This is a genomic window from Mycolicibacterium neoaurum ATCC 25795 (genome assembly GCF_000691525.1).
GTDB lineage: Bacteria > Actinomycetota > Actinomycetes > Mycobacteriales > Mycobacteriaceae > Mycobacterium > Mycobacterium neoaurum.
On sequence record NZ_JMDW01000002.1, the window covers coordinates 152,509 to 169,657 of the forward strand.

Here is a 17,149-nt window from a genome sequence, read left to right on the forward strand (position 1 = left end):
GCTGAAGCCGGGCCTAGGACGCGAAGCTCAGGGTGATCGAATCCCCGTACCCGACGCCGGCCCCTGGCGCAGGGTTCTGGGTGACAACGGCGTTGGTGCGCTGACCGCTGTTGTCGACGTTGGCGCCCTTGATCAGCACGCCGCGCCAGCCCAGTGCCCGCAGGTTCGGCTCGGCATCCACCCAGAACTGACCGGTCAGATTCGGCATCACGAACTGGTTGCCGCGCGAGACCCGCATCTGGACGACCGAGTCCTTGGCCACGGGCTGCCCGGCGGGGGGGTTGGTACCGACGACCTGCCCGGCCGGTGCGGTGTTGTCCACCTCAACCGGGAGGACATTGGTGAAACCGGACGCGGTCAGGATCTGCTGGCACACCTCGACGCTCTGGCCCACGCAGTCGGGCACCGCGACGCTGCCCGGACCCGATCCCACAATGATGGTGATGACGTTGGTGATCGCCGAGGTGGAGTTCGCGGGGGGATTGGTGCCCAGCACCTTGCCCTTGAGTTCGGGGGTGGACTCCGATTCGGAGGGCTGCACCCTGCCGAAGCCCGCATCCAGCAGTTCGGTGGTCGCTTGCGCCAGTGTCATGCCCTTCACCTCCGGCACGGCGCGCTGCTCGGGTCCGGTCGACACCACGATGGTGATGTCCTCACCCGCACTGACTTCCGTGCCGGGCGACGGTTCGGTGGTGATGACATGCTCCACGCGGACCGTGGAATCGGGGCGCTGCTGGGTGCGCGTCTTGAAACCGCGATTCTGAAGGGCGGCAATGGCATCCGCGGAGGCCTGGCCTGTCACATCGGGGACCTGTACATCGCGCGGGCTGCTGCCGAACGCGTTGATGGCGATGGTGACCACCACGGTCAGCACCGCCAGGACCGCGACGACGATCAGCCAGCGTCCCACCGAGGTGTTGTTGGACCGGTTGGGATAGCCCCCCGCGGTCGGGATGTGCTCGGTGGGCAGCGCCCGTGCGTGCGGGGCCGCGACATTGCTCAACAGGTTCGTGCGCTCGGCGTCGGTGAAGATCTTCGGAGCCTCGGGCGCCTCGCCGCTGTGCACGCGGATCAGGTCGGTGCGCATCTCGGCCGCACTCTGGTACCGGTTCTCGGGGTTCTTCGACAACGCCTTGAGCACCACGGCGTCGAGTTCCGGGGTGACCCCGGCGTGGCGCGTCGACGGTGCGGCCGGATCCTCGCGGACATGCTGATAGGCCACCGCCACCGGTGAATCTCCGACGAAAGGTGGCTCGCCGGTGAGGATTTCGTAGAGCACGCAGCCGAGGGAGTAGACATCGGAGCGGGCGTCGACCTTCTCACCGCGGGCCTGTTCGGGGGACAGGTACTGGGCGGTGCCGATGACCGCGGCGGTCTGGGTGACGTTGTTGGCGTCGGCGAGCGCGCGGGCGATACCGAAGTCCATCACCTTCACGGCACCGGACTTGGAGATCATGATGTTGGCAGGCTTGACGTCGCGGTGGATGATGCCGTGCTGGTGGCTGAAATTCAGCGCCTGGCACGCGTCGGCGATGATCTCGATGGCGCGCTTGGGCTCGATGGGGCCCTCGGTGTGCACGATATCGCGCAGCGTCACCCCGTCGACGTACTCCATGACGATGTAGGGCAGGGGACCGTTGGGGGTCTCGGCCTCGCCGGTGTCGTACACCGCCACGATCGCCGGATGGTTCAGCGCGGCGGCATTCTGGGCTTCGCGGCGGAAGCGCAGATAAAAACTCGGGTCGCGGGCCAGGTCGGCGCGCAACACCTTCACTGCCACGTCCCGGTGCAACCGGGTATCGCGGGCGATGTGGACCTCGGACATGCCGCCGAACCCGAGGATCTCACCGAGCTCGTAGCGGTCCGAGAGGTGCTGGGGCGTGGTCACGGGGTCTCACCAGGTGGTGATGCCGGCGGAACCCCGATGATGGTGGTGCTGGTGGAGGTCTCCTGCTGCACCGGATTGTCGCGCTTGTCCTGGGCATTCACCACGATCAGCACCGCGATGATGATGGCCAGCGCACCGAGCACACCGGCGGCCCAGAGCAGCGCACGCTGGCCCGGGGAGAAGGTGCGCCGCGGTGGTGGCGGACGGTGACTGCCGGTACCCGCACGCGGTCGGGATGTGGTCACCGGCGGCCGGTACTCGGCGGCCGCAGCGGCGCGGGCCTGGGTGCCGGACGGGATTGCCGCGGGTGCGGCGCGTCCGATGGTCGGCGCCGAGTTGGGGCGCGGTGGGCGGCGACCGGCGCGCACCGCGGCGACGGCGTCGGCGAACGGACCACCCGAGCGGTATCGGTGGTTGGGCTCCTTGGCGAGCGTGATCTCGATGAGCTCGCGCACGTTGGGCGGCAGATCCGCGGGAAGCGGCGGCGGGGCCTCCTTGATGTGCTTCATCGCAACCGTCAGCGCACCGTCACCGCTGAAGGGGCGCTTGCCCGACAACGACTCGTAGCCGACGACACCGAGGGAGTACACGTCGGATGCGGCGGTCGCGTCGCGGCCGAGGGCCTGTTCGGGGGCGATGTACTGGGCGGTGCCCATCACCATGCCGGTCTGGGTGACCGGGGCGGCGTCGACGGCCTTGGCGATGCCGAAGTCGGTGAGCTTCACCTGCCCGGTGGGGGTGATCAGGATGTTTCCGGGTTTGACGTCGCGGTGCACCAAACCCGCCGTGTGCGCGACCTGCAGGGCGCGGCCGGTCTGCTCCAGCATGTCCAACGCGTGCCGCAGCGAAAGCCGGCCGGTGCGCTTGATGACGGAGTTCAGCGGTTCACCGTTGACCAGCTCCATCACCAGATAGGCGGTACGGCCCTCGCCGGCGTCCATCTCGGTCTCGCCGTAGTCGTACACGCTGGCGATACCGGGGTGGTTGAGCATGGCGACGGTACGGGCCTCGCCGCGGAAGCGATCCACGAACTCCGAGTCCTCGGAGAACTCGGCCTTGAGGACCTTGATCGCGACCTGGCGGCCGAGGCGGGTGTCCAGTCCCTCCCACACCTGGCCCATACCGCCGGTGGCGATCAGGCGCTGCAGCCGGTAGCGCCCCGACAGCGTCACTCCGACCCGGGCCGTCATGATCCCTCCCGGAGTGCGGCGGCTATGGTGGCGCGCCCGATCGGGGCGGCTACGGCGCCGCCGGTCGCGGACAATCGGTCTCCGCCATTCTCCACGAGGACGGCGACGGCCACCTTCGGGGCTTGGGCCGGCGCGAAAGCGATGTACCAGGCGTGGGGCGGGGTGTTGCGGGGATCGGTGCCGTGCTCGGCAGTGCCCGTCTTGGATGCGATCTGCACGCCGGCGATGGCTCCCTTCTGCTGCGTCACCTGCTCGGCGCCCACCATCAAATCGGTAAGTGTAGCTGCGACCTGCGGTGACACCGCTCGTCGCTGTTCGCTCGGAGCGGTGGTGGCGATGTTGGACAGGTCCGGTCCCTTGAGGGTATCGACCAGATACGGAGTCATGGTGACGCCGCCGTTGGCGATGGTCGCGGCCACCATCGCATTCTGCAGTGGGGTGACCGCCACATCGCGCTGCCCGATACTGGACATCCCCAGCGCCGCGGCATCGCTGATCGGGCCGACGGTCGACTCGGCGACCTGCAGCGGGATCGCCGCCGGGGCGCTGTCCAGACCGAACGCCCGGGCGGTGGCCTTGAGTTTGTCGGCACCGTTGTCGATGCCGAGCTCGACGAAGGCGGTGTTGCAGGATCGGGCGAAGGCCTCGCGCAGCGGTGCGGTCGGGCCGCCGCCGCACGGGCTGCCGCCGTAATTCTCCAGGGTGGCGGTGGTATCGGGTAGCGCGATCCGCGGGGCCGCGGTGAGCTGGGTGTCCGGCGTGGCACCGGCCTGCAGCGCGGCAGCGGTGGTGATCACCTTGAACGTCGAGCCCGGGGGATAGGTCTCCGAGATGGCCCGGTTGAGCAGCGGGGCGTCGGCGTCATCACGCAGCTGCTCCCACGCCTTGGTCTGCACCGCACCGTCGTGGCTGGCCAGCTGATTGGGGTCATAGGACGGTGCCGACACCATGGCCAGGATCTTGCCCGTCGACGGTTCCAACGCGACGACAGCACCCTTGCACGGGCCGTCGCAGCCGTTCTCCATGGCCTCCCAGGCCGCTTCCTGCACATCGGGTTTGACCGTGGTGTCGACGTTGCCGCCGCGCGGGTCCCGCCCGGTGAAGAAGTCGGCGAGACGCTTTCCGAAAAGCCGTTCGTCGGAGCCGTTGAGAATGGGGTCCTCCGCGCGCTCCAGACCGCTGCTGGAGTAGCCCAGCGAGTAGAAACCGGTGACCGGGGCGTAGGTCTGCGGCTTGGGGTAGGTCCGCAGGAAGCGGAACCGGCCGTCGGTGGACACCGAGTACGCCAGCAATTCCCCGCCCGCGGTGATCTGGCCGCGCTGGCGGGAGTACTCGTCGAGCAGCACCCGTTGGTTGCGCGGATCGGCGCGGTAACCGTCGGCGGTGAACACCTGGGTCAGCGTGGCGTTGGCGAGCAGCAACACGACGAGTGCCATGAAGACGACCGAGAGCCGGCGCAGCGAGGTGTTCATGCTTTCCCGATCACCTCGGTGGACGCCGCGGCGATGGGCGCCGGGTTCGGCCCGGTGGTGGGTCCGATCGGTCGGCGCGCGGCATGCGAGATGCGGACCAGGATGGCCAGCAGCACGTAGTTGGCCAGCAGCGACGAACCGCCGTAGGACATCCACGGGGTGGTCAGGCCGGTCAGCGGGATCAGCTTGGTGACACCGCCGACGACGATGAACAGCTGGATCGCCAGCGTCGAGGCCAGCCCGGCGGCCAGCAGTTTGCCGAAGCTGTCCCGCACGGCGATCGCGGTGCGCAAGCCACGGGTGAGCAAGATGGTGTAGAGCATGAGAACGCCTGCCAGACCGACCAATCCGAGCTCTTCGCCCACTGCGGCGATGATGAAGTCGGTGGAGGCGGCCGGGACGGTGCCGGGTTGGCCATTGCCCAGTCCGGTGCCGAAGATGCCACCGGTGGCAAAGCTGAACAGCGATTGGACCATCTGGTAGCCGGCCCCGTCCGGGTCGGCGAACGGGTCGAGCCAGTTCTGCACGCGCACCCGCACGTGTCCGAAGAGGTGGTAGGCCAGCACGCTACCGACGGCGAACAACCCGAGCCCGATGATCACCCAGGCCAGTCGGCCGGTGGCGATATAGAGCAATACCAAGAACGAGGCATAGAGCAAAAGCGAAGTGCCCAGGTCCTTTTCGAAGACCATGACGCCGACCGAGGTGATCCAGGCCACCAGCAGCGGAGCCAGGTCACGCGGTCGTGGCAGGTCGAGACCCAGGACGTGTTTGCCTGCGTTGGTGAACAATTCGCGCTTGGAGACCAGGACGGCGGCGAAGAAGGTCAGCAACAGGATCTTGGAGAACTCGGCCGGCTGGATGGAAAAGCCTTCGAACCGGATCCAGATCTTGGCGCCGTTCTGTTCGGAGAAGCGGGCCGGGAGCAGCGCCGGAATCACCAGCAGCACAAGGCCGACCAGGCCGCAGGTGTAGCCGTAGCGAGCCAGCATGCGGTGGTCGCGCAACACGGCCAACACCGCGGCGAAGGCCACCACCCCGACCAGCGTCCAGAGCATCTGCTGAGCGGCGTTGCCCCCGACGCTGTCCTGGTCGAGTTCGCGCTGGGCGAGGTCGAGCCGATGGATCATCACCAGGCCCAGCCCGTTGAGCAGGGCGACAACGGGCAGCAGCAGCGGGTCGGCGTAGGGCGCGTACCGGCGGATGGCCAGATGCGCCCCGCTGAACAGGGCCAGATAGGCCAGCGTGTACTGGGCCAGATCCCAGTTGACGCCCTGCTCCTGGTTGGCTTCCACGATCAGCAGCGCCACGGTGGTGATGACCGCGGCGAAGATCAGCAGGCCCAGTTCGGCGTTGCGCCGATTCGGCAGGGGAGGGGTGAGCGAGACCGGTGACTGAGGCTCAGTGCTCATGACGCGGTCCGGCAATTGGTGCCCGGCTCCGGCGGTGAGGGCGGCAGAGCCGTGACGGTCGGGGAGGGGGCCGGCGGGGGAGTGGTCGCGGGCGCGGCGGGCGGCGTGGATCCGCCGGCGCGAGGTGCCACCGCCGGATCCGGCGCATCTGCGTCGTCCTGGTCGGCGGGGGCGGCGGGGGCGGGCTGACCGGCCCGGGTCGTGGTCGACGGGGCCGAGGTGGCCGGTCGCGGCGCGCCGGAGGTGGGTGTCGCCGCGGTGCCCGACGGGGCAGCCGGCCGGGACGCGGGCGCCGGGGTGGGCCGCGGGGTGGGAGTCGGTGACGGGGTGGCCGTCTTGGTCGGCACCGTGCAGATGGGCAGCAACGAGGTGCGCGACAGTTCGTTGATCTGGCGGATCGCGTCATCCAGGGTGCCCGACGGCAGTCCCGCGGCCACCTGGGCGCGTTCGGATTCGCGGATGTCGTCGACGCCGAGCAACTGGCAGTCCAGAGCGTCCTTGGATTGGCCGAAGCTGATCAAGGACAGTTCGTTTCGGGAATTCAGACACCCGACCAGGAACGGTTCCTGCAAAGAAAGACCCAGAAAGGAGCCCTGCACACCGCGCATGATCGCGACGGTGCCGTCCTCTTCGCTGACGTAATAATTGTTGCGAATGATCTCGCGGGCGATGGCCAGCCCCGCCACCACTACCAGCAGGACCACCACTGCGGCGATCCATATCCGGCGCTTGGAGCGGGGCGGGCGTTGCTCCTCGGGTTGGGTGACAACCCTTTTCGGCTGATTGCGCTTGGGGTTGAACGCCGACGCCCGGCCCGCCGCGGTGTTCGGCGGTGCGGTGTCGTTGTCCTCGCCGGAGACGGCGCCGGCCAGGATGGGCTGGGTCTGGCCGTAGTCGTAGTCGACGACGTCGGCGACCACCACGGTCACGTTGTCCGGCCCGCCGCCGCGCAGCGCGAGTTCGATGAGGCGGTCCGCGGCATCGGTGACATCGGGGATCTGCAGCGCCTCGGCGATGGTCTCCTGACTGACCGGGTCGGACAGGCCGTCCGAGCAGAGCAGGTAACGATCGCCGACGCGGGCTTCCCGCATGATCAGGGTGGGTTCGACCTCGTGGCCGGTGAGCGCCCGCATGATCAGCGAGCGCTGGGGATGGCTGTGCGCCTCTTCGGCGGTGATGCGCCCCTCGTCGACGAGGGTCTGGACGAAGGTGTCGTCCTTGGTGATCTGGGTCAACTCACCGTCGCGCATGAGGTAGCCGCGCGAGTCGCCGATGTGCACCAGGCCGAGGCGGCCGCCGGCGAACAGGATGGCCGTCAGCGTGGTGCCCATGCCCTCGAGTTCGGGATCGGCCTCCACGTGCGCGGCGATGGCCGAGTTGCCCTCGTGGACGGCGACATTGAGCTTGTTCAGCAGATCGCCACCGGGTTCGTCATCGTCGAGGTGGGCCAGCGCGGCGATCACCAGCTGGGAGGCGACCTCACCGGCGGCGTGGCCACCCATCCCGTCGGCGAGGGCCAGCAGGCGGGCACCGGCGTACACCGAGTCCTCGTTGTTGGCGCGCACCAACCCGCGATCACTACGCGCTGCATAACGCAATACGAGTGTCACGGGCGCAGCTCGATTACCGTCTTGCCGATCCGTACCGGCGTTCCCATCGGAACCCTTACCGCCGTAGTCACCTTCGCCCTGTCAAGGTATGTACCGTTGGTCGATCCTAGGTCCTCGACGTACCATTCCGAGCCCCGAGGCGACAGCCTGGCGTGCCGTGTCGACGCGTAATCGTCGGTGAGTACCAGTGTGGAATCGTCGGCGCGACCGATCAGCACCGGCTGGCTGCCCAGCGTGATGCGGGTGCCGGCAAGGGCGCCCTCGGTGACGACCATGTGTTTGGCGATGTGCCGCCGTTCGCCGCGGGGCAGCAGCGGCCCGCGCAACGCCAAGCCGCGACGCACCATCACCGCGCCGGTCGGCGCGTAGATGTCGGTACGCAGGATACGCAGTACCGACCAGATGAACAGCCACAGCAGCAGTAGGAATCCGACGCGGGTCAGCTGCAGAACTAGCCCCTGCATCTGACGTCCTCTCCATGACGGTGCGCTGTCGCGGACACGATACTGGGAGCGCTGACGATGCGTCGACGAAGCGTGCCGCCCGAAGCCGGACCGTTACGCCGTGGCGTCCGACAGCTCGGCTCCGACGTCGGCACCCGGAGGATCAGTGGACCCGGACGATGATCTCGGAATGACCCAGCCGGATGACGTCACCGTCGGCGAGCTGCCACTCCTGCACCGGTGCATTGTTGACGGTGGTGCCGTTGGTGGAGTTCAGGTCCGACAGCAGCGCGACCTGGCCATCCCAGCGGATCTCCAGATGCCGGCGCGAGACGCCGGTGTCGGGCAGCCGGAACTGGGCGTCCTGGCCGCGACCGATCACGTTGGCGCCCTCACGCAGCTGGTAGGTGCGGCCGCTGCCGTCGTCGAGCTGCAGGGTCACCTGCGCCGCGGCGCCGTAGGAACCGGCGTACCCGGCGGGCTGCTGCCCGTAGCTCTGCTGGCCGTAATCAGGCTGCCCGTAGTCCTGTTGCCCGTAGTCCTGCTGCCCGTAGTCCTTCTGGCCATAGTCCTGCTGGCCGTATCCGGCGGGCTCGCCGTAACCACCCTGGTCGGGGTACCCGCCCTGGGCGGGCGGCTGACCGTAGCGTCCGTAGTCGGGCGCGGCCGGCGGTGCCGGGGGAGCGGAGTAGTCGGCACGGTCGTACTGCTGACCGCCGTAGCCACCCTGATCCGGGTAGGACGGCGCGGCCGGCGGGCGGCCGTGCGAACCGTAGCCCTCGTCCTGGCGGGGGCGTCCGTAGTCGTAGTCGCCGTATCCGGGCGGCGGCGCGCTCGGCGGCGCACCGGCGGGCTGGCCGTATCCGGCCGGCGGCTGCTGCGGGCGGTAGCCCTGCTCGCCGTACCCGGCGGGCGGCTGGCCGTAGCCGGCAGGGGGGCGCTGCTCGTAGGACGGCGGCGGGTAGCCCTGGTCCGGGTAACCGCCCTGCTCCTGGGAGTAGCCGCCCTGGCGCTGCGGGTAGCCCTGGTCGGGGTAGCCGCCCTGCTCGGGCGGGTAGGTGCCGCGCTGGTCGTCCTGTTGGCGGTACCGGTCGTCGTACTGCTCGTCGCCGGGCCGACCCTGTCCCTGGCCGCGGTAGCTCGGGTTGTCGGTCATCGCTGGTACTCCTGGTTCTGCGCCTACCGCGCTTTTGCGTTCTGCTGGGGCGACGGGGTCGCCGGTGGTCGAGTCGGGGTTGACCGCTCCACGGGTGCGGAACTGGCCGGTGTGCAGGCTCGGCGATGGCGCAAACCTGACGACAACATCGCCATAAGTTTGCCACCCCTGGTCCTGAATGAAACCTGCCAGGTGGCGGGCAAATGTGGTCGATGTGCGGACCGGGTCTGCGCTCACCTTCTGATAGTCAGTCTCACTGAGAGTAATGACGTAGTCATTGGGAGCCAAGACACGGCCGCCACCGACATCGCGGGCGTGGGTCTCGGCTTCCCGCCGCAACAGGGCTTCGACCTCCTGCGGGACGATCGACCCGCCGAAGACCCGGGCGAAGGCATCACCGACCGTCGACTCGAGGCGTCGCTCGATACGGTCTGCCAGCCCCATATCACCGCCCTGTCCGTCGTCCGATGCCGTCGTTGCGTGTCGCTCTGGCCACACTGCTCACACGCATGTTATCGGCCCTTGTGCGCAATACGTGACCAACGGATCTCTGAGAATCCAATAGCCCCAGGTCAGGGTATTTCGGTCGGGCCGCCGTCCAGTCCGCGAGAGCGACGTTTTGGTGGTCTCCAGCCCGAAAAAAGCGCAACAACGTCACTCTCGCGGCCGGTTTTGGGTCTGGTGGGTCCGTGGTGATACTGTTGCGCGGTCATTCAGGGCGAGTGGCGGAATGGCAGACGCGCTGGCTTCAGGTGCCAGTGTCCTTCGGGACGTGGGGGTTCAAGTCCCCCTTCGCCCACAGTGAGGAGTTCTACGAACTCCAGACACAGAGGTCGTGAACCAGAAACTGGTTCACGACCTCTTTTCGTCGGTTGGCGGTGCGGCGAGCCCAACGGTCCTGCGCGATAACGCCATTCGTGACCCGCTGCCGTCGCTCCGGAATCGACCGCCGGACTCTGCCACCGACTAGCATCAGCGTCAATTCTCGGACTTCCGGTCCTCTGCTGAAATTCCTCACCTGGCCCGAAAGGTCCTCATGACAAGCTGTTCTGACCGCCACGTTGTTACTGCCGGCGTGGTACTGGCGGGCCTGGGTGCCGCGGTACTGGGAGCCCTCTACGCGGAACCGGTCGGTGCCGACGGCTCCGAGGTCGTGCACCGTGCGGTGGTGTTGACCTCTGAGACCTCGGAGACCTCGGAAACCTCAGCGCCGTGGTGGTGGACCGACCAGTCGCGGAACGCCGGTGAGAGAGCGTACGACCCGACTTTGGAACGCCTGATGCTGAGGCCGCTGATCGGCAACGGTGCCGATGCGGCCGCCGATTGCGTCGGACGGCGTGTGACGGCGGACTGGGTGGCTTCTTGTTCGGCAACGGCGGCCGGGGTGCCAACGGCGGCAAGGGCGGCGATGCGGGCCTGTTCGGTCACGGCGGCGCGGGTGGTGCGGCGACGGTCGCCGGGGCGGCCGGGGGCTCCGGTGGTCGCGGTGGGCTGCTGGTCGGTAACGGTGGCAGCGGCGGGGCCGGAGCCGACGGAGCTCGCGGCGCCGATGGCACCCTTTCGGGACAGGCGGGAGGTGCGGGAGGTGCCGGGGGTAATGGTGGTGCCGGTGGTGCCGGCGGCCTGATCTTCGGTGCCGGTGGCTCCGGCGGGGCGGCCGGCCGCGGTGGCGACGGTGGCCACGGCTACCTGGGGGCCGATGGTGCCGCGGGCACCACGGCGGGCGCTGCTGGACAACACGGTCAGGCCGGCGGCGACGGTGGCGCCGGTGGCGCGGGTGGTGCCGGTGGCGCTCAGGGCCAGGGCGGATTCCTCGGCGGAACCGGTACCGCGGGCGCCAACGGAAACGGTGGTATGGGCGGAAACGGTGCAGGCGGCGGTAAGGGCGGTCGTGGCGCGGACAGCACGCAACTCAGTGCCCGCCCGGGCGGCGCAGGCGGAGATGGCGGCGTCGGAGGTAACGGCGGTGCCGCCGGCGTGGCGGGCAGCGGTGGTGCCAGCGGCACCGGCGCGGGCGGCGTTGCCGGGAACGTCGGCAGCGGTGGTGATGGCGGTGCGGGTGGTCTGGGATGGTCCAGCCTCACCACCGGTGGCGCAGGTGGCGCTGGTGGCGCAGGCGGTGACGCAGGTTCGTCCGGCAACACCGCAGGCTCGCGCGGCGGCAAGGGTGGCGACGGGGGCAACGGCCGAGGGCACGACGGCACTTTCGACCGCAACGGTGCCGATGGTGTCGGCGGTAACGGTGGCGCGGGCGGCACGGGTGCCGTCGGCGGCAATGGCGGACACGGAGGGACCGGCTACGGCGGCAGGGGAAGTGGGGATCGACCGGCTCGCGGCGGCAGCGGTATCGGTGGCAACGGTGGATCAGGTGGCCTGGGCACCGATGGTGTCGGCGGTGACGGCGGCTTCGGTGGTGAGGGCCGTCGCGGTATCGACTCGAGCTACCAACGGCCTACCGAGCCTCCCGTGGCGGAAGGCCGCGGGGGCAATGGTGGTGACGGGGGTGCCGGCACAGGTGCCCGCGGAGGCCATGGCGGCGAGGGCGGTATGGGAAGTGCGGGTGGTCCCAATGGTGTTGCCGTCGGTGGCGACGGGGGTGCGGGTGGTGAGGGTCGCGCGAGCTCATCGAATGGTGTCGGCACGGCCGACGGCGGCAACGGTGGCCGCGGCGGCGAAGGTCAGATCAGCAATGGGTCCAGCCGCGGCGGTCACGGTGGCGACGGTGGCCGAGGAGTCCGCAACGGCGGCAACGGTGGTGACGGCGGCAGCGGACTGGCCGGGACCAGCAGCATCCAGCAAGGTGGCAAAGGGGGCCGCGGCGGAGCCGGTGGCACCGCTCCCGGCAGTCCCGGCACCGACGGTCAGCCGTCCCAGGGAGCGTCCTGAGGAACCGGATATCGCCAGTCGGTCTGACGTGCAACAGAATTCGATACCGATCAACCGAACAGCACCACCGGGTTGGCGTTCATCAGGCCGTGGGTGACGAGTAGCGGCCACATGGCCTGCCCGCGCGCCCATAGTAGGCCGAGGAACAGCCCGGTGACCCCCTGATTGACGATCGTGTTCGCCAGATCCATGCCGAGGTCACCGCCGCTCTGGATGGCGATATGCCAGGAGGCCCACAGCAACGAGGACACGATGATCGCCGGCCAGGTACCACCGAGCACCCGGGTCCACCGGGTCTGCAACCATCTGCGGTAGAAGAACTCTTCGACCACCGCGTTGATGAGAAAACCTAGCGCCAGTCCGACGACCAGTGTCACCCAGTCGACGTCGATGCGTTGGGATGGCCCGTGCGTCGATAACACCAGATGGGTTGCCGCCCAACCGAGCACGGGGATCAAGGGGCGCCAACGGTGGCCGGGTGGCTCGTCGACGAAATCCGAGGCAGGTCCCCGGCGGCGCCCGACCGCGAACAGCAAGAGCGGACAGATCACCAGCAGAGCCACCTTGAGCCCGGTGTAGTTCGGCTCGGTCGGGCCCGAAAGGACAAGCAGCGCGGCGAACGTGATGCCGAGCAGCGTGAGCACCACCGCGTCGACACAATCACGAGACGTAGCCGAAGCCCGCCCACCCCGGCCCGGTAGTGCGACAAGCGTCAGTGCGATGCCGACCGCGGCCGGTAGCCACGGGTGCCACATCGGGATGGTCGCCGAACTGTCTGCGGTGAAACGGATCTGGCCCGCGGCGCCGACGACCACTGCGATGGCGGCCGCCAGGTAGATCACCAGACCCGTGGCAATGACAGCCGACGGAGCCCATCGCACGGAGGCGCGACGGGCGTCTGCGGTGCCGGACACGATTTCGATGCTAGCCAACGCCAGGTGCGCCACGCTGGCGGCATGGTCGAGGTCGTGATCGCCGAGCCCGGGGAACCCAGCAGTGCTCAACTCGATAGCGCCGAAGCGTTGGTGCGCAGTGCATTCGGTTCGTCGTTTCGATCACATGATTGGTTGCACGCGGTCCCCGGCCGTCATGTCGTCCTCATCGACGACGGCCGGTCCATGGTGGGCTTCGCCGCCGTCGTGCCGCGGACGTTGCATCACGACGGTGTGGCGTTCGACACCGGTTACGTCGAGGCCGTCGCCGTACGCGGTGATCATCAGGGTCGCGGGCTGGGTCGGATCCTCATGGACCGTGTCGAGCACATCATCCGCGCCCGCCACCAGCTCGGCGCCCTGAATGCGGTCGCCACGGCCGCGCCGTTCTATGCATCGCGCGGTTGGCAGCTCTGGACCGGCCACACCCAAGCCATCGGATCGGCCGGGGTGGTCGACACCTTCGACAGCGCCGACTTGATCTATGTGTTCGGCGTCGGTGAGCGCCCTTTGCCGGGTCCGGGCGCTGCGCTGATCTGCGATTGGCGACCAGGCCATCTTTGGTGAATGCCGCCGAAATTGCCGTCGGAACGCTCCGCGCACCCGCCGTAACATGAACAGCGATGCACACTGCCGAAGGGGATTCGATATGACGGAGAATCTGGTCGTCGACCCCGCGCTGCTGACGACTTCCAGCACGGTCTTCCGCCAGACCGGTGCGCAACTGGCCGCCCTGGGTGCCGATGCACCGCTCACCGGCGCCGCGTCCGCGGTTCCACAGTTGCAGACGGGGGCCGCCTGCCACGCAGCCGGGACCGCCATCGCAGCGGACACCGCCGCCCTTGCCGATTCCGTGCAGTCCTATGCCGGCAACCTCTCCGCGGCCGCCACCCGCTACACCGACCAGGACGCGGCCGCGGCCCAGGCGCTCACGCCGTAGCCAAACCCGGCACCGGTTGAGTACCGCCGCGCGCAAGTAGGGTCGACTCCGTGACGGGTCTTGTGCTGGCGCTGCTCGGGCTGGCGTTTCTGGACTCCCTCAGCGTCCTGAACATCGGCGTCGTCTCGGCCGTGGTCTACGGCAGCCGGTTAAATCGTCAATCCGCCCTACCCGGTGGCCTGAGCTTCATCGCCGGAGTGTTCGCGGTCACCTCGACCTTCGGGATCTTCTTCGTGCTGGGCGTCGACCTCCTCACCGAGCTCACCGAGTTCGAGATCACACCCGGCGTTCGGTATTGGGGTGAGTTGCTGGTCGGCGCGGCCCTGATAGTCCTCGCGTTCTTCCCGCTGGTCGCCCAGTCGACCGCCCCGGGCTGGGCGTTCGCGGCGCTCAAGCAGCGGCCGTGGTTACTCGGTTTCGTCGGTGTGGCAGTCGGTCTCGGCCAGGCGCCGACTGCGGTGCCGTATCTGGCCGGGCTGGCGATGATCGCCACCCGCCAGCCGTTGCCGCCGGCCTGGCCACTGCTGGTGTTGGCCTACTGCGCGCTGGCGTTGTTGCCGTGCATCTTGGTATTGGCCCTGTCCACCAGCAGGAGTCGGCGGGCCGACCGTATGCAGCGCGCACTGGTACGGACGCTGACCAGGTACGGCCCCATCGGGGTGCGCATCCTGTTCGTCGTCGCCGGTGTGGCGCTCGTCGCCGATGCGCTTATCCACCGCAGAGCCCTGGTGTGACTTGCTCAGTCGCAGTTGACGCAGACCCCGGTCAGGGACAGCTCCAGCCCACACGGGCACCGCTGAGCGGCGCGTCGCACGTCACCGGTGCGCACCCGCGGCCGCTCGGTGGATAGTTCGGCCTCGGACGGTGACTCGGAACGCTCATCCGTGGACGGCACGCTACCGACGATAGGTCGGGTGAGTGTCGCCGGCGAGGGACGACAGTTGAAATCCCTTTGAACAAAGCGCGTTCAGCGGACGATGTCAGCCCAGAATTCGGGTGAGCGTGTCGGCCCCGGTGACGACCGGTGTCAAATGCCGGCGCACTGTGGAGCGCTGCCACTCTTCGGCGGACAGTTCATAGACCTGTTCGGTGAGTTGTCGACCGTGCTCGACGATCACCTCTGCTCCGATCAGGCGGTATCCGAGTCGTCTGGACACGGTTGTGCTGGCGATGTTCTCCTCCAGCGCCCAGGATTTCGCCTTCTCCGCACGCAGATTCGAGAAGGCAAGTTCCAGGACGCCGGCGCGGGCCGCGGTCCCAAGGCCGCGGCGCTGAAATGCGGCGGTCAACCACGAGGTGGTGCCGACGATCCGGCGGTGCGGCCATTGCTCGAAGCCCGACAGACTTTGTAGTCCGACGGGAGACCCGCCCACGACGATGGCGAGGTCCAGGGTCCATCCCGGGCCCGTGGTGAGGTCGCGATTGGAACGCACCCGGTCAATGCGCTGCTGCTCGATCACTTCGGGGCTGCGCCCGTCGATCCACTTGACATAGTGGGTCTGATCCTCGGGGAGGACCGCCCCCGGTGTGGCGGCCTGGCGGGCCAGCACCGCCAGTTGTGTGTCCGTCGGCGCGACGAGCGAGACGTCGCCAACGTCGATGCGCAGTTGCGTTGCCTGCGAGGTCATCACAGCGCGGGAGCCTCATCGGCCGGCGGCCGGGGCTTGTTGCCCTTGGCCAAGTACAGATCGCGGTCCGCGGCGGCCAGCAGACCGGTGAATGCGGCGGTGTCGTAGGCGGCTCCCACGGCGACACCATTGCTTACCCGTATCGGCCCGTCGCCGCTGAGAGTGTCGGCGAGCCGCCGCGCCCGGGATTCGTCGTAACCGGTGAGCACGATGACGAATTCGTCGCCACCGAGTCTGGTGACGAGCGCACCGTCGGGCACCTGGGCGATCCAGCGCGCGGCGAGTTCGGTCAGTACCGTGTCACCGGCTGCATGGCCGTCGCGGTCGTTAACCGACTTGAAGTCGTCGATGTCCAACACGATGACCGCCAGGGCTTCCTTGCGTCGCCGAGCGCGGGGTAGCAGGTCGTCGAGTGCGCGATTGAGGCCTGCCCGGTTCCACACGGTGGTCAGCGGATCGCGGTGTCCGACATCGAGAAGGGCCGAATGCAGCAGCCCGATCACCTCGGCGATGCCCATGATGCAGACCGGGAACATCAGCAACCACAACGGCGGTACCGGGGCGGGCGCGATCAGCAGCCCCACATCAGCGCCGAGAGCGAGCGCTGCCGTGACCACGCGCGCGGTCCGCGTGCGGTGCCAGCTCCTGACGAACACGGCAATGAGGATCAGCGGGATCAGCGCCCAGACCTGGGCGGCCAACTCGGTGTGACTGATCAGCGCGATCGGCGGCGCGGCGCAGGCGCAGGACAACGCCACCCGATAGCGCCACCCGGTGGCCGGCCGGGGGAGCGCGGCCACCAGTCCGATCCCGACCAGTGATGTCGCGATCCACTCACCCCATGCGTCGGACCGTCCGAGCGAGCTCAGTATCGCCAGCGCGTAGAAGCACAGGCAGACCGTCAGATAGATGAGCAGGATGCGGCGACGCAGCACCGTATTCAATACCGGCACCACCACCTCGCCCCCGCCAAGTCCCCATTCCGGCACCCCGATTGTCCACGTTCCTACCGGATGACGCACGCGTTGGGAAATGTCGGGCACCGACGGAGGGCGGCCGGGCGCCACGCAAGCGGTTGCGCGGCGCCCCCGAGGTCAGAAGTCGGTCCAACCGCCCTGCACCATCGTCTGGAACTTCCAGTCGCCCCCGCATTTCACCAGCAGGTCGCCGTAACGCACCTGCTGGCTGGAATCGCCCACCGTGATCGTGGCGTCGGTGACGACGAAGACGAGATTCTCGTTCAGGAAGGTCGGCGTGCGTACCGACACCATGTCGATCTGCTCCGAAGCACCGAGCTCGGAGGTCATCTGCGCGATGTAGCGGGCGCGGTCATAGGACTCGGCCTTGCCGTCGCTGACCTCGTTCAGTGGGAACATCGCCTGATCGGCCATCGCCTCGACATCCTTGGCCACGGCAAGGGCATCGAAATGCTCGAACCAGGCCAGGACACCGGCGACGTCGGCGGGGCTCGGTGTGTATCCCGTCGGTGCGGTGTTGCCGGTGGTGGGTGCGGTCATGAGCCCTCCTCGGTCGTAAAACTCCGTACAGCGTACGTCGTACACAGTACGGAGATTTTCCGCAGCCGTCTACGA

Annotated in this window: 18 protein-coding genes and 1 tRNA gene; 5 read left to right on the forward strand and 14 right to left on the reverse strand. The window is 68.4% G+C overall.

Features of this window, described 5'->3' with window-relative positions; genetic code table 11:
* Nucleotides 1-13: 13 nt before the first annotated feature.
* From pknB to IC40_RS0101485, 7 genes are all read right to left on the reverse strand, one after another.
* Nucleotides 14-1,888 (reverse strand): Stk1 family PASTA domain-containing Ser/Thr kinase, encoded by a 1,875-nt coding sequence (gene pknB, locus IC40_RS0101455; protein WP_030132999.1) that lies wholly within the window; start codon nucleotides 1,886-1,888, stop codon nucleotides 14-16.
* Nucleotides 1,885-3,078 carry a protein kinase domain-containing protein gene (locus tag IC40_RS0101460; protein WP_030133000.1) on the reverse strand — a complete coding sequence of 398 codons (1,194 nt, stop codon included), beginning with the start codon at nucleotides 3,076-3,078 and terminating at the stop codon, nucleotides 1,885-1,887. Before IC40_RS0101460 ends, pknB begins: the two co-directional genes overlap by 4 nt.
* Nucleotides 3,075-4,550 carry a D,D-transpeptidase PbpA gene (gene pbpA / locus IC40_RS0101465; RefSeq protein ID WP_030133001.1) on the reverse strand — a complete coding sequence of 492 codons (1,476 nt, stop codon included), beginning with the start codon at nucleotides 4,548-4,550 and terminating at the stop codon, nucleotides 3,075-3,077. Before pbpA ends, IC40_RS0101460 begins: the two co-directional genes overlap by 4 nt.
* The gene (locus tag IC40_RS0101470; RefSeq protein WP_030133002.1) at nucleotides 4,547-5,962 is read right to left on the reverse strand and encodes a peptidoglycan glycosyltransferase RodA; all 1,416 of its coding nucleotides are present in this window, start codon (nucleotides 5,960-5,962) and stop codon (nucleotides 4,547-4,549) included. Before IC40_RS0101470 ends, pbpA begins: the two co-directional genes overlap by 4 nt.
* On the reverse strand, nucleotides 5,959-7,572 hold the full coding sequence (locus IC40_RS0101475; protein ID WP_030133003.1) for a PP2C family protein-serine/threonine phosphatase: 1,614 nt from the start codon (nucleotides 7,570-7,572) through the stop codon (nucleotides 5,959-5,961). The genes IC40_RS0101470 and IC40_RS0101475 overlap by 4 nt, the downstream gene beginning before the upstream one ends.
* Entirely contained in the window at nucleotides 7,569-8,036 is a 468-nt protein-coding gene (locus tag IC40_RS0101480; protein ID WP_019512310.1) for an FHA domain-containing protein FhaB/FipA, read from the reverse strand. Before IC40_RS0101480 ends, IC40_RS0101475 begins: the two co-directional genes overlap by 4 nt.
* Before the next feature lie 142 nt (nucleotides 8,037-8,178).
* Entirely contained in the window at nucleotides 8,179-9,615 is a 1,437-nt protein-coding gene (locus tag IC40_RS0101485) for an FhaA domain-containing protein (RefSeq protein WP_030133004.1), read from the reverse strand.
* A 272-nt stretch (nucleotides 9,616-9,887) separates the two neighbouring features.
* Here IC40_RS0101485 and IC40_RS0101490 point away from each other — a divergent pair.
* Nucleotides 9,888-9,970 (forward strand) — tRNA-Leu (locus IC40_RS0101490).
* A gap of 317 nt (nucleotides 9,971-10,287) precedes the next feature.
* Here the strand turns inward: IC40_RS0101490 and IC40_RS28420 are convergent.
* Both IC40_RS28420 and IC40_RS27725 read right to left on the reverse strand, forming a co-directional pair.
* The gene (locus tag IC40_RS28420) at nucleotides 10,288-11,457 is read right to left on the reverse strand and encodes a hypothetical protein (protein WP_051644245.1); all 1,170 of its coding nucleotides are present in this window, start codon (nucleotides 11,455-11,457) and stop codon (nucleotides 10,288-10,290) included.
* A gap of 78 nt (nucleotides 11,458-11,535) precedes the next feature.
* Nucleotides 11,536-11,703 carry a hypothetical protein gene (locus IC40_RS27725; RefSeq protein ID WP_157837293.1) on the reverse strand — a complete coding sequence of 56 codons (168 nt, stop codon included), beginning with the start codon at nucleotides 11,701-11,703 and terminating at the stop codon, nucleotides 11,536-11,538.
* A 15-nt stretch (nucleotides 11,704-11,718) separates the two neighbouring features.
* On the opposite strand from IC40_RS27725, the gene IC40_RS27730 reads away from it, so the two are divergent.
* Complete coding sequence (locus tag IC40_RS27730) at nucleotides 11,719-12,057, forward strand: hypothetical protein (RefSeq protein ID WP_157837294.1); 339 nt, start codon at nucleotides 11,719-11,721, stop codon at nucleotides 12,055-12,057.
* Between the two features lie 50 nt (nucleotides 12,058-12,107).
* Here IC40_RS27730 and IC40_RS0101505 read toward each other — a convergent pair whose 3' ends face one another.
* Nucleotides 12,108-12,971, reverse strand: a complete 864-nt coding sequence (locus IC40_RS0101505) for a CPBP family intramembrane glutamic endopeptidase (protein ID WP_051644247.1) — start codon at nucleotides 12,969-12,971, stop codon at nucleotides 12,108-12,110.
* A 42-nt stretch (nucleotides 12,972-13,013) separates the two neighbouring features.
* Between IC40_RS0101505 and IC40_RS0101510 the strand changes: the two genes are divergently transcribed.
* The 3 genes from IC40_RS0101510 to IC40_RS0101520 all read left to right on the forward strand — a co-directional run bounded on the left by IC40_RS0101510 (nucleotide 13,014) and on the right by IC40_RS0101520 (nucleotide 14,663).
* Nucleotides 13,014-13,556: a GNAT family N-acetyltransferase gene (locus IC40_RS0101510; protein ID WP_030133008.1), complete on the forward strand. Its 543-nt coding sequence runs from the start codon at nucleotides 13,014-13,016 to the stop codon at nucleotides 13,554-13,556.
* A gap of 82 nt (nucleotides 13,557-13,638) precedes the next feature.
* Complete coding sequence (locus IC40_RS0101515) at nucleotides 13,639-13,929, forward strand: type VII secretion target (protein ID WP_030133009.1); 291 nt, start codon at nucleotides 13,639-13,641, stop codon at nucleotides 13,927-13,929.
* Nucleotides 13,930-13,979: 50 nt separating this feature from the next.
* Nucleotides 13,980-14,663 (forward strand): GAP family protein, encoded by a 684-nt coding sequence (locus IC40_RS0101520; RefSeq protein WP_030133010.1) that lies wholly within the window; start codon nucleotides 13,980-13,982, stop codon nucleotides 14,661-14,663.
* Between the two features lie 5 nt (nucleotides 14,664-14,668).
* Here the strand turns inward: IC40_RS0101520 and IC40_RS27735 are convergent, their stop codons facing one another.
* The 4 genes from IC40_RS27735 to IC40_RS0101540 all read right to left on the reverse strand — a co-directional run bounded on the left by IC40_RS27735 (nucleotide 14,669) and on the right by IC40_RS0101540 (nucleotide 17,074).
* Entirely contained in the window at nucleotides 14,669-14,824 is a 156-nt protein-coding gene (locus tag IC40_RS27735) for a hypothetical protein (RefSeq protein WP_157837295.1), read from the reverse strand.
* Nucleotides 14,825-14,909: 85 nt separating this feature from the next.
* The gene (locus tag IC40_RS26740) at nucleotides 14,910-15,557 is read right to left on the reverse strand and encodes a GNAT family N-acetyltransferase (protein ID WP_051644248.1); all 648 of its coding nucleotides are present in this window, start codon (nucleotides 15,555-15,557) and stop codon (nucleotides 14,910-14,912) included.
* Nucleotides 15,557-16,510, reverse strand: coding sequence for a GGDEF domain-containing protein (locus tag IC40_RS0101530; RefSeq protein ID WP_234411505.1), 954 nt, complete (start codon nucleotides 16,508-16,510; stop codon nucleotides 15,557-15,559). Before IC40_RS0101530 ends, IC40_RS26740 begins: the two co-directional genes overlap by 1 nt.
* Nucleotides 16,511-16,651: 141 nt before the next feature.
* Nucleotides 16,652-17,074, reverse strand: a complete 423-nt coding sequence (locus tag IC40_RS0101540) for a hypothetical protein (RefSeq protein ID WP_030133013.1) — start codon at nucleotides 17,072-17,074, stop codon at nucleotides 16,652-16,654.
* Between the last annotated feature and the right edge of the window lie 75 nt (nucleotides 17,075-17,149).

What these genes read in the sequence shown, in the direction of transcription:
- IC40_RS0101460 (WP_030133000.1), bottom strand. Translation starts at nt 3,078, where the DNA reads ATGACGGCCCGGGTCGGAGTGACGCTGTCGGGGCGCTACCGGCTGCAG.
- pbpA (WP_030133001.1), bottom strand. Translation starts at nt 4,550, where the DNA reads ATGAACACCTCGCTGCGCCGGCTCTCGGTCGTCTTCATGGCACTCGTC.
- IC40_RS0101470 (WP_030133002.1), bottom strand. Translation starts at nt 5,962, where the DNA reads ATGAGCACTGAGCCTCAGTCACCGGTCTCGCTCACCCCTCCCCTGCCG.
- IC40_RS0101480 (WP_019512310.1), bottom strand. Translation starts at nt 8,036, where the DNA reads ATGCAGGGGCTAGTTCTGCAGCTGACCCGCGTCGGATTCCTACTGCTG.
- IC40_RS0101485 (WP_030133004.1), bottom strand. Translation starts at nt 9,615, where the DNA reads ATGGGGCTGGCAGACCGTATCGAGCGACGCCTCGAGTCGACGGTCGGT.
- IC40_RS27725 (WP_157837293.1), bottom strand. Translation starts at nt 11,703, where the DNA reads ATGGCCTCCGCGGGCACCTGTGCCGGCACCCCCGTCACCACCATTGCC.
- IC40_RS27730 (WP_157837294.1), top strand. Translation starts at nt 11,719, where the DNA reads ATGGGAAGTGCGGGTGGTCCCAATGGTGTTGCCGTCGGTGGCGACGGG.
- IC40_RS0101510 (WP_030133008.1), top strand. Translation starts at nt 13,014, where the DNA reads ATGGTCGAGGTCGTGATCGCCGAGCCCGGGGAACCCAGCAGTGCTCAA.
- IC40_RS0101515 (WP_030133009.1), top strand. Translation starts at nt 13,639, where the DNA reads ATGACGGAGAATCTGGTCGTCGACCCCGCGCTGCTGACGACTTCCAGC.
- IC40_RS26740 (WP_051644248.1), bottom strand. Translation starts at nt 15,557, where the DNA reads ATGACCTCGCAGGCAACGCAACTGCGCATCGACGTTGGCGACGTCTCG.
- IC40_RS0101540 (WP_030133013.1), bottom strand. Translation starts at nt 17,074, where the DNA reads ATGACCGCACCCACCACCGGCAACACCGCACCGACGGGATACACACCG.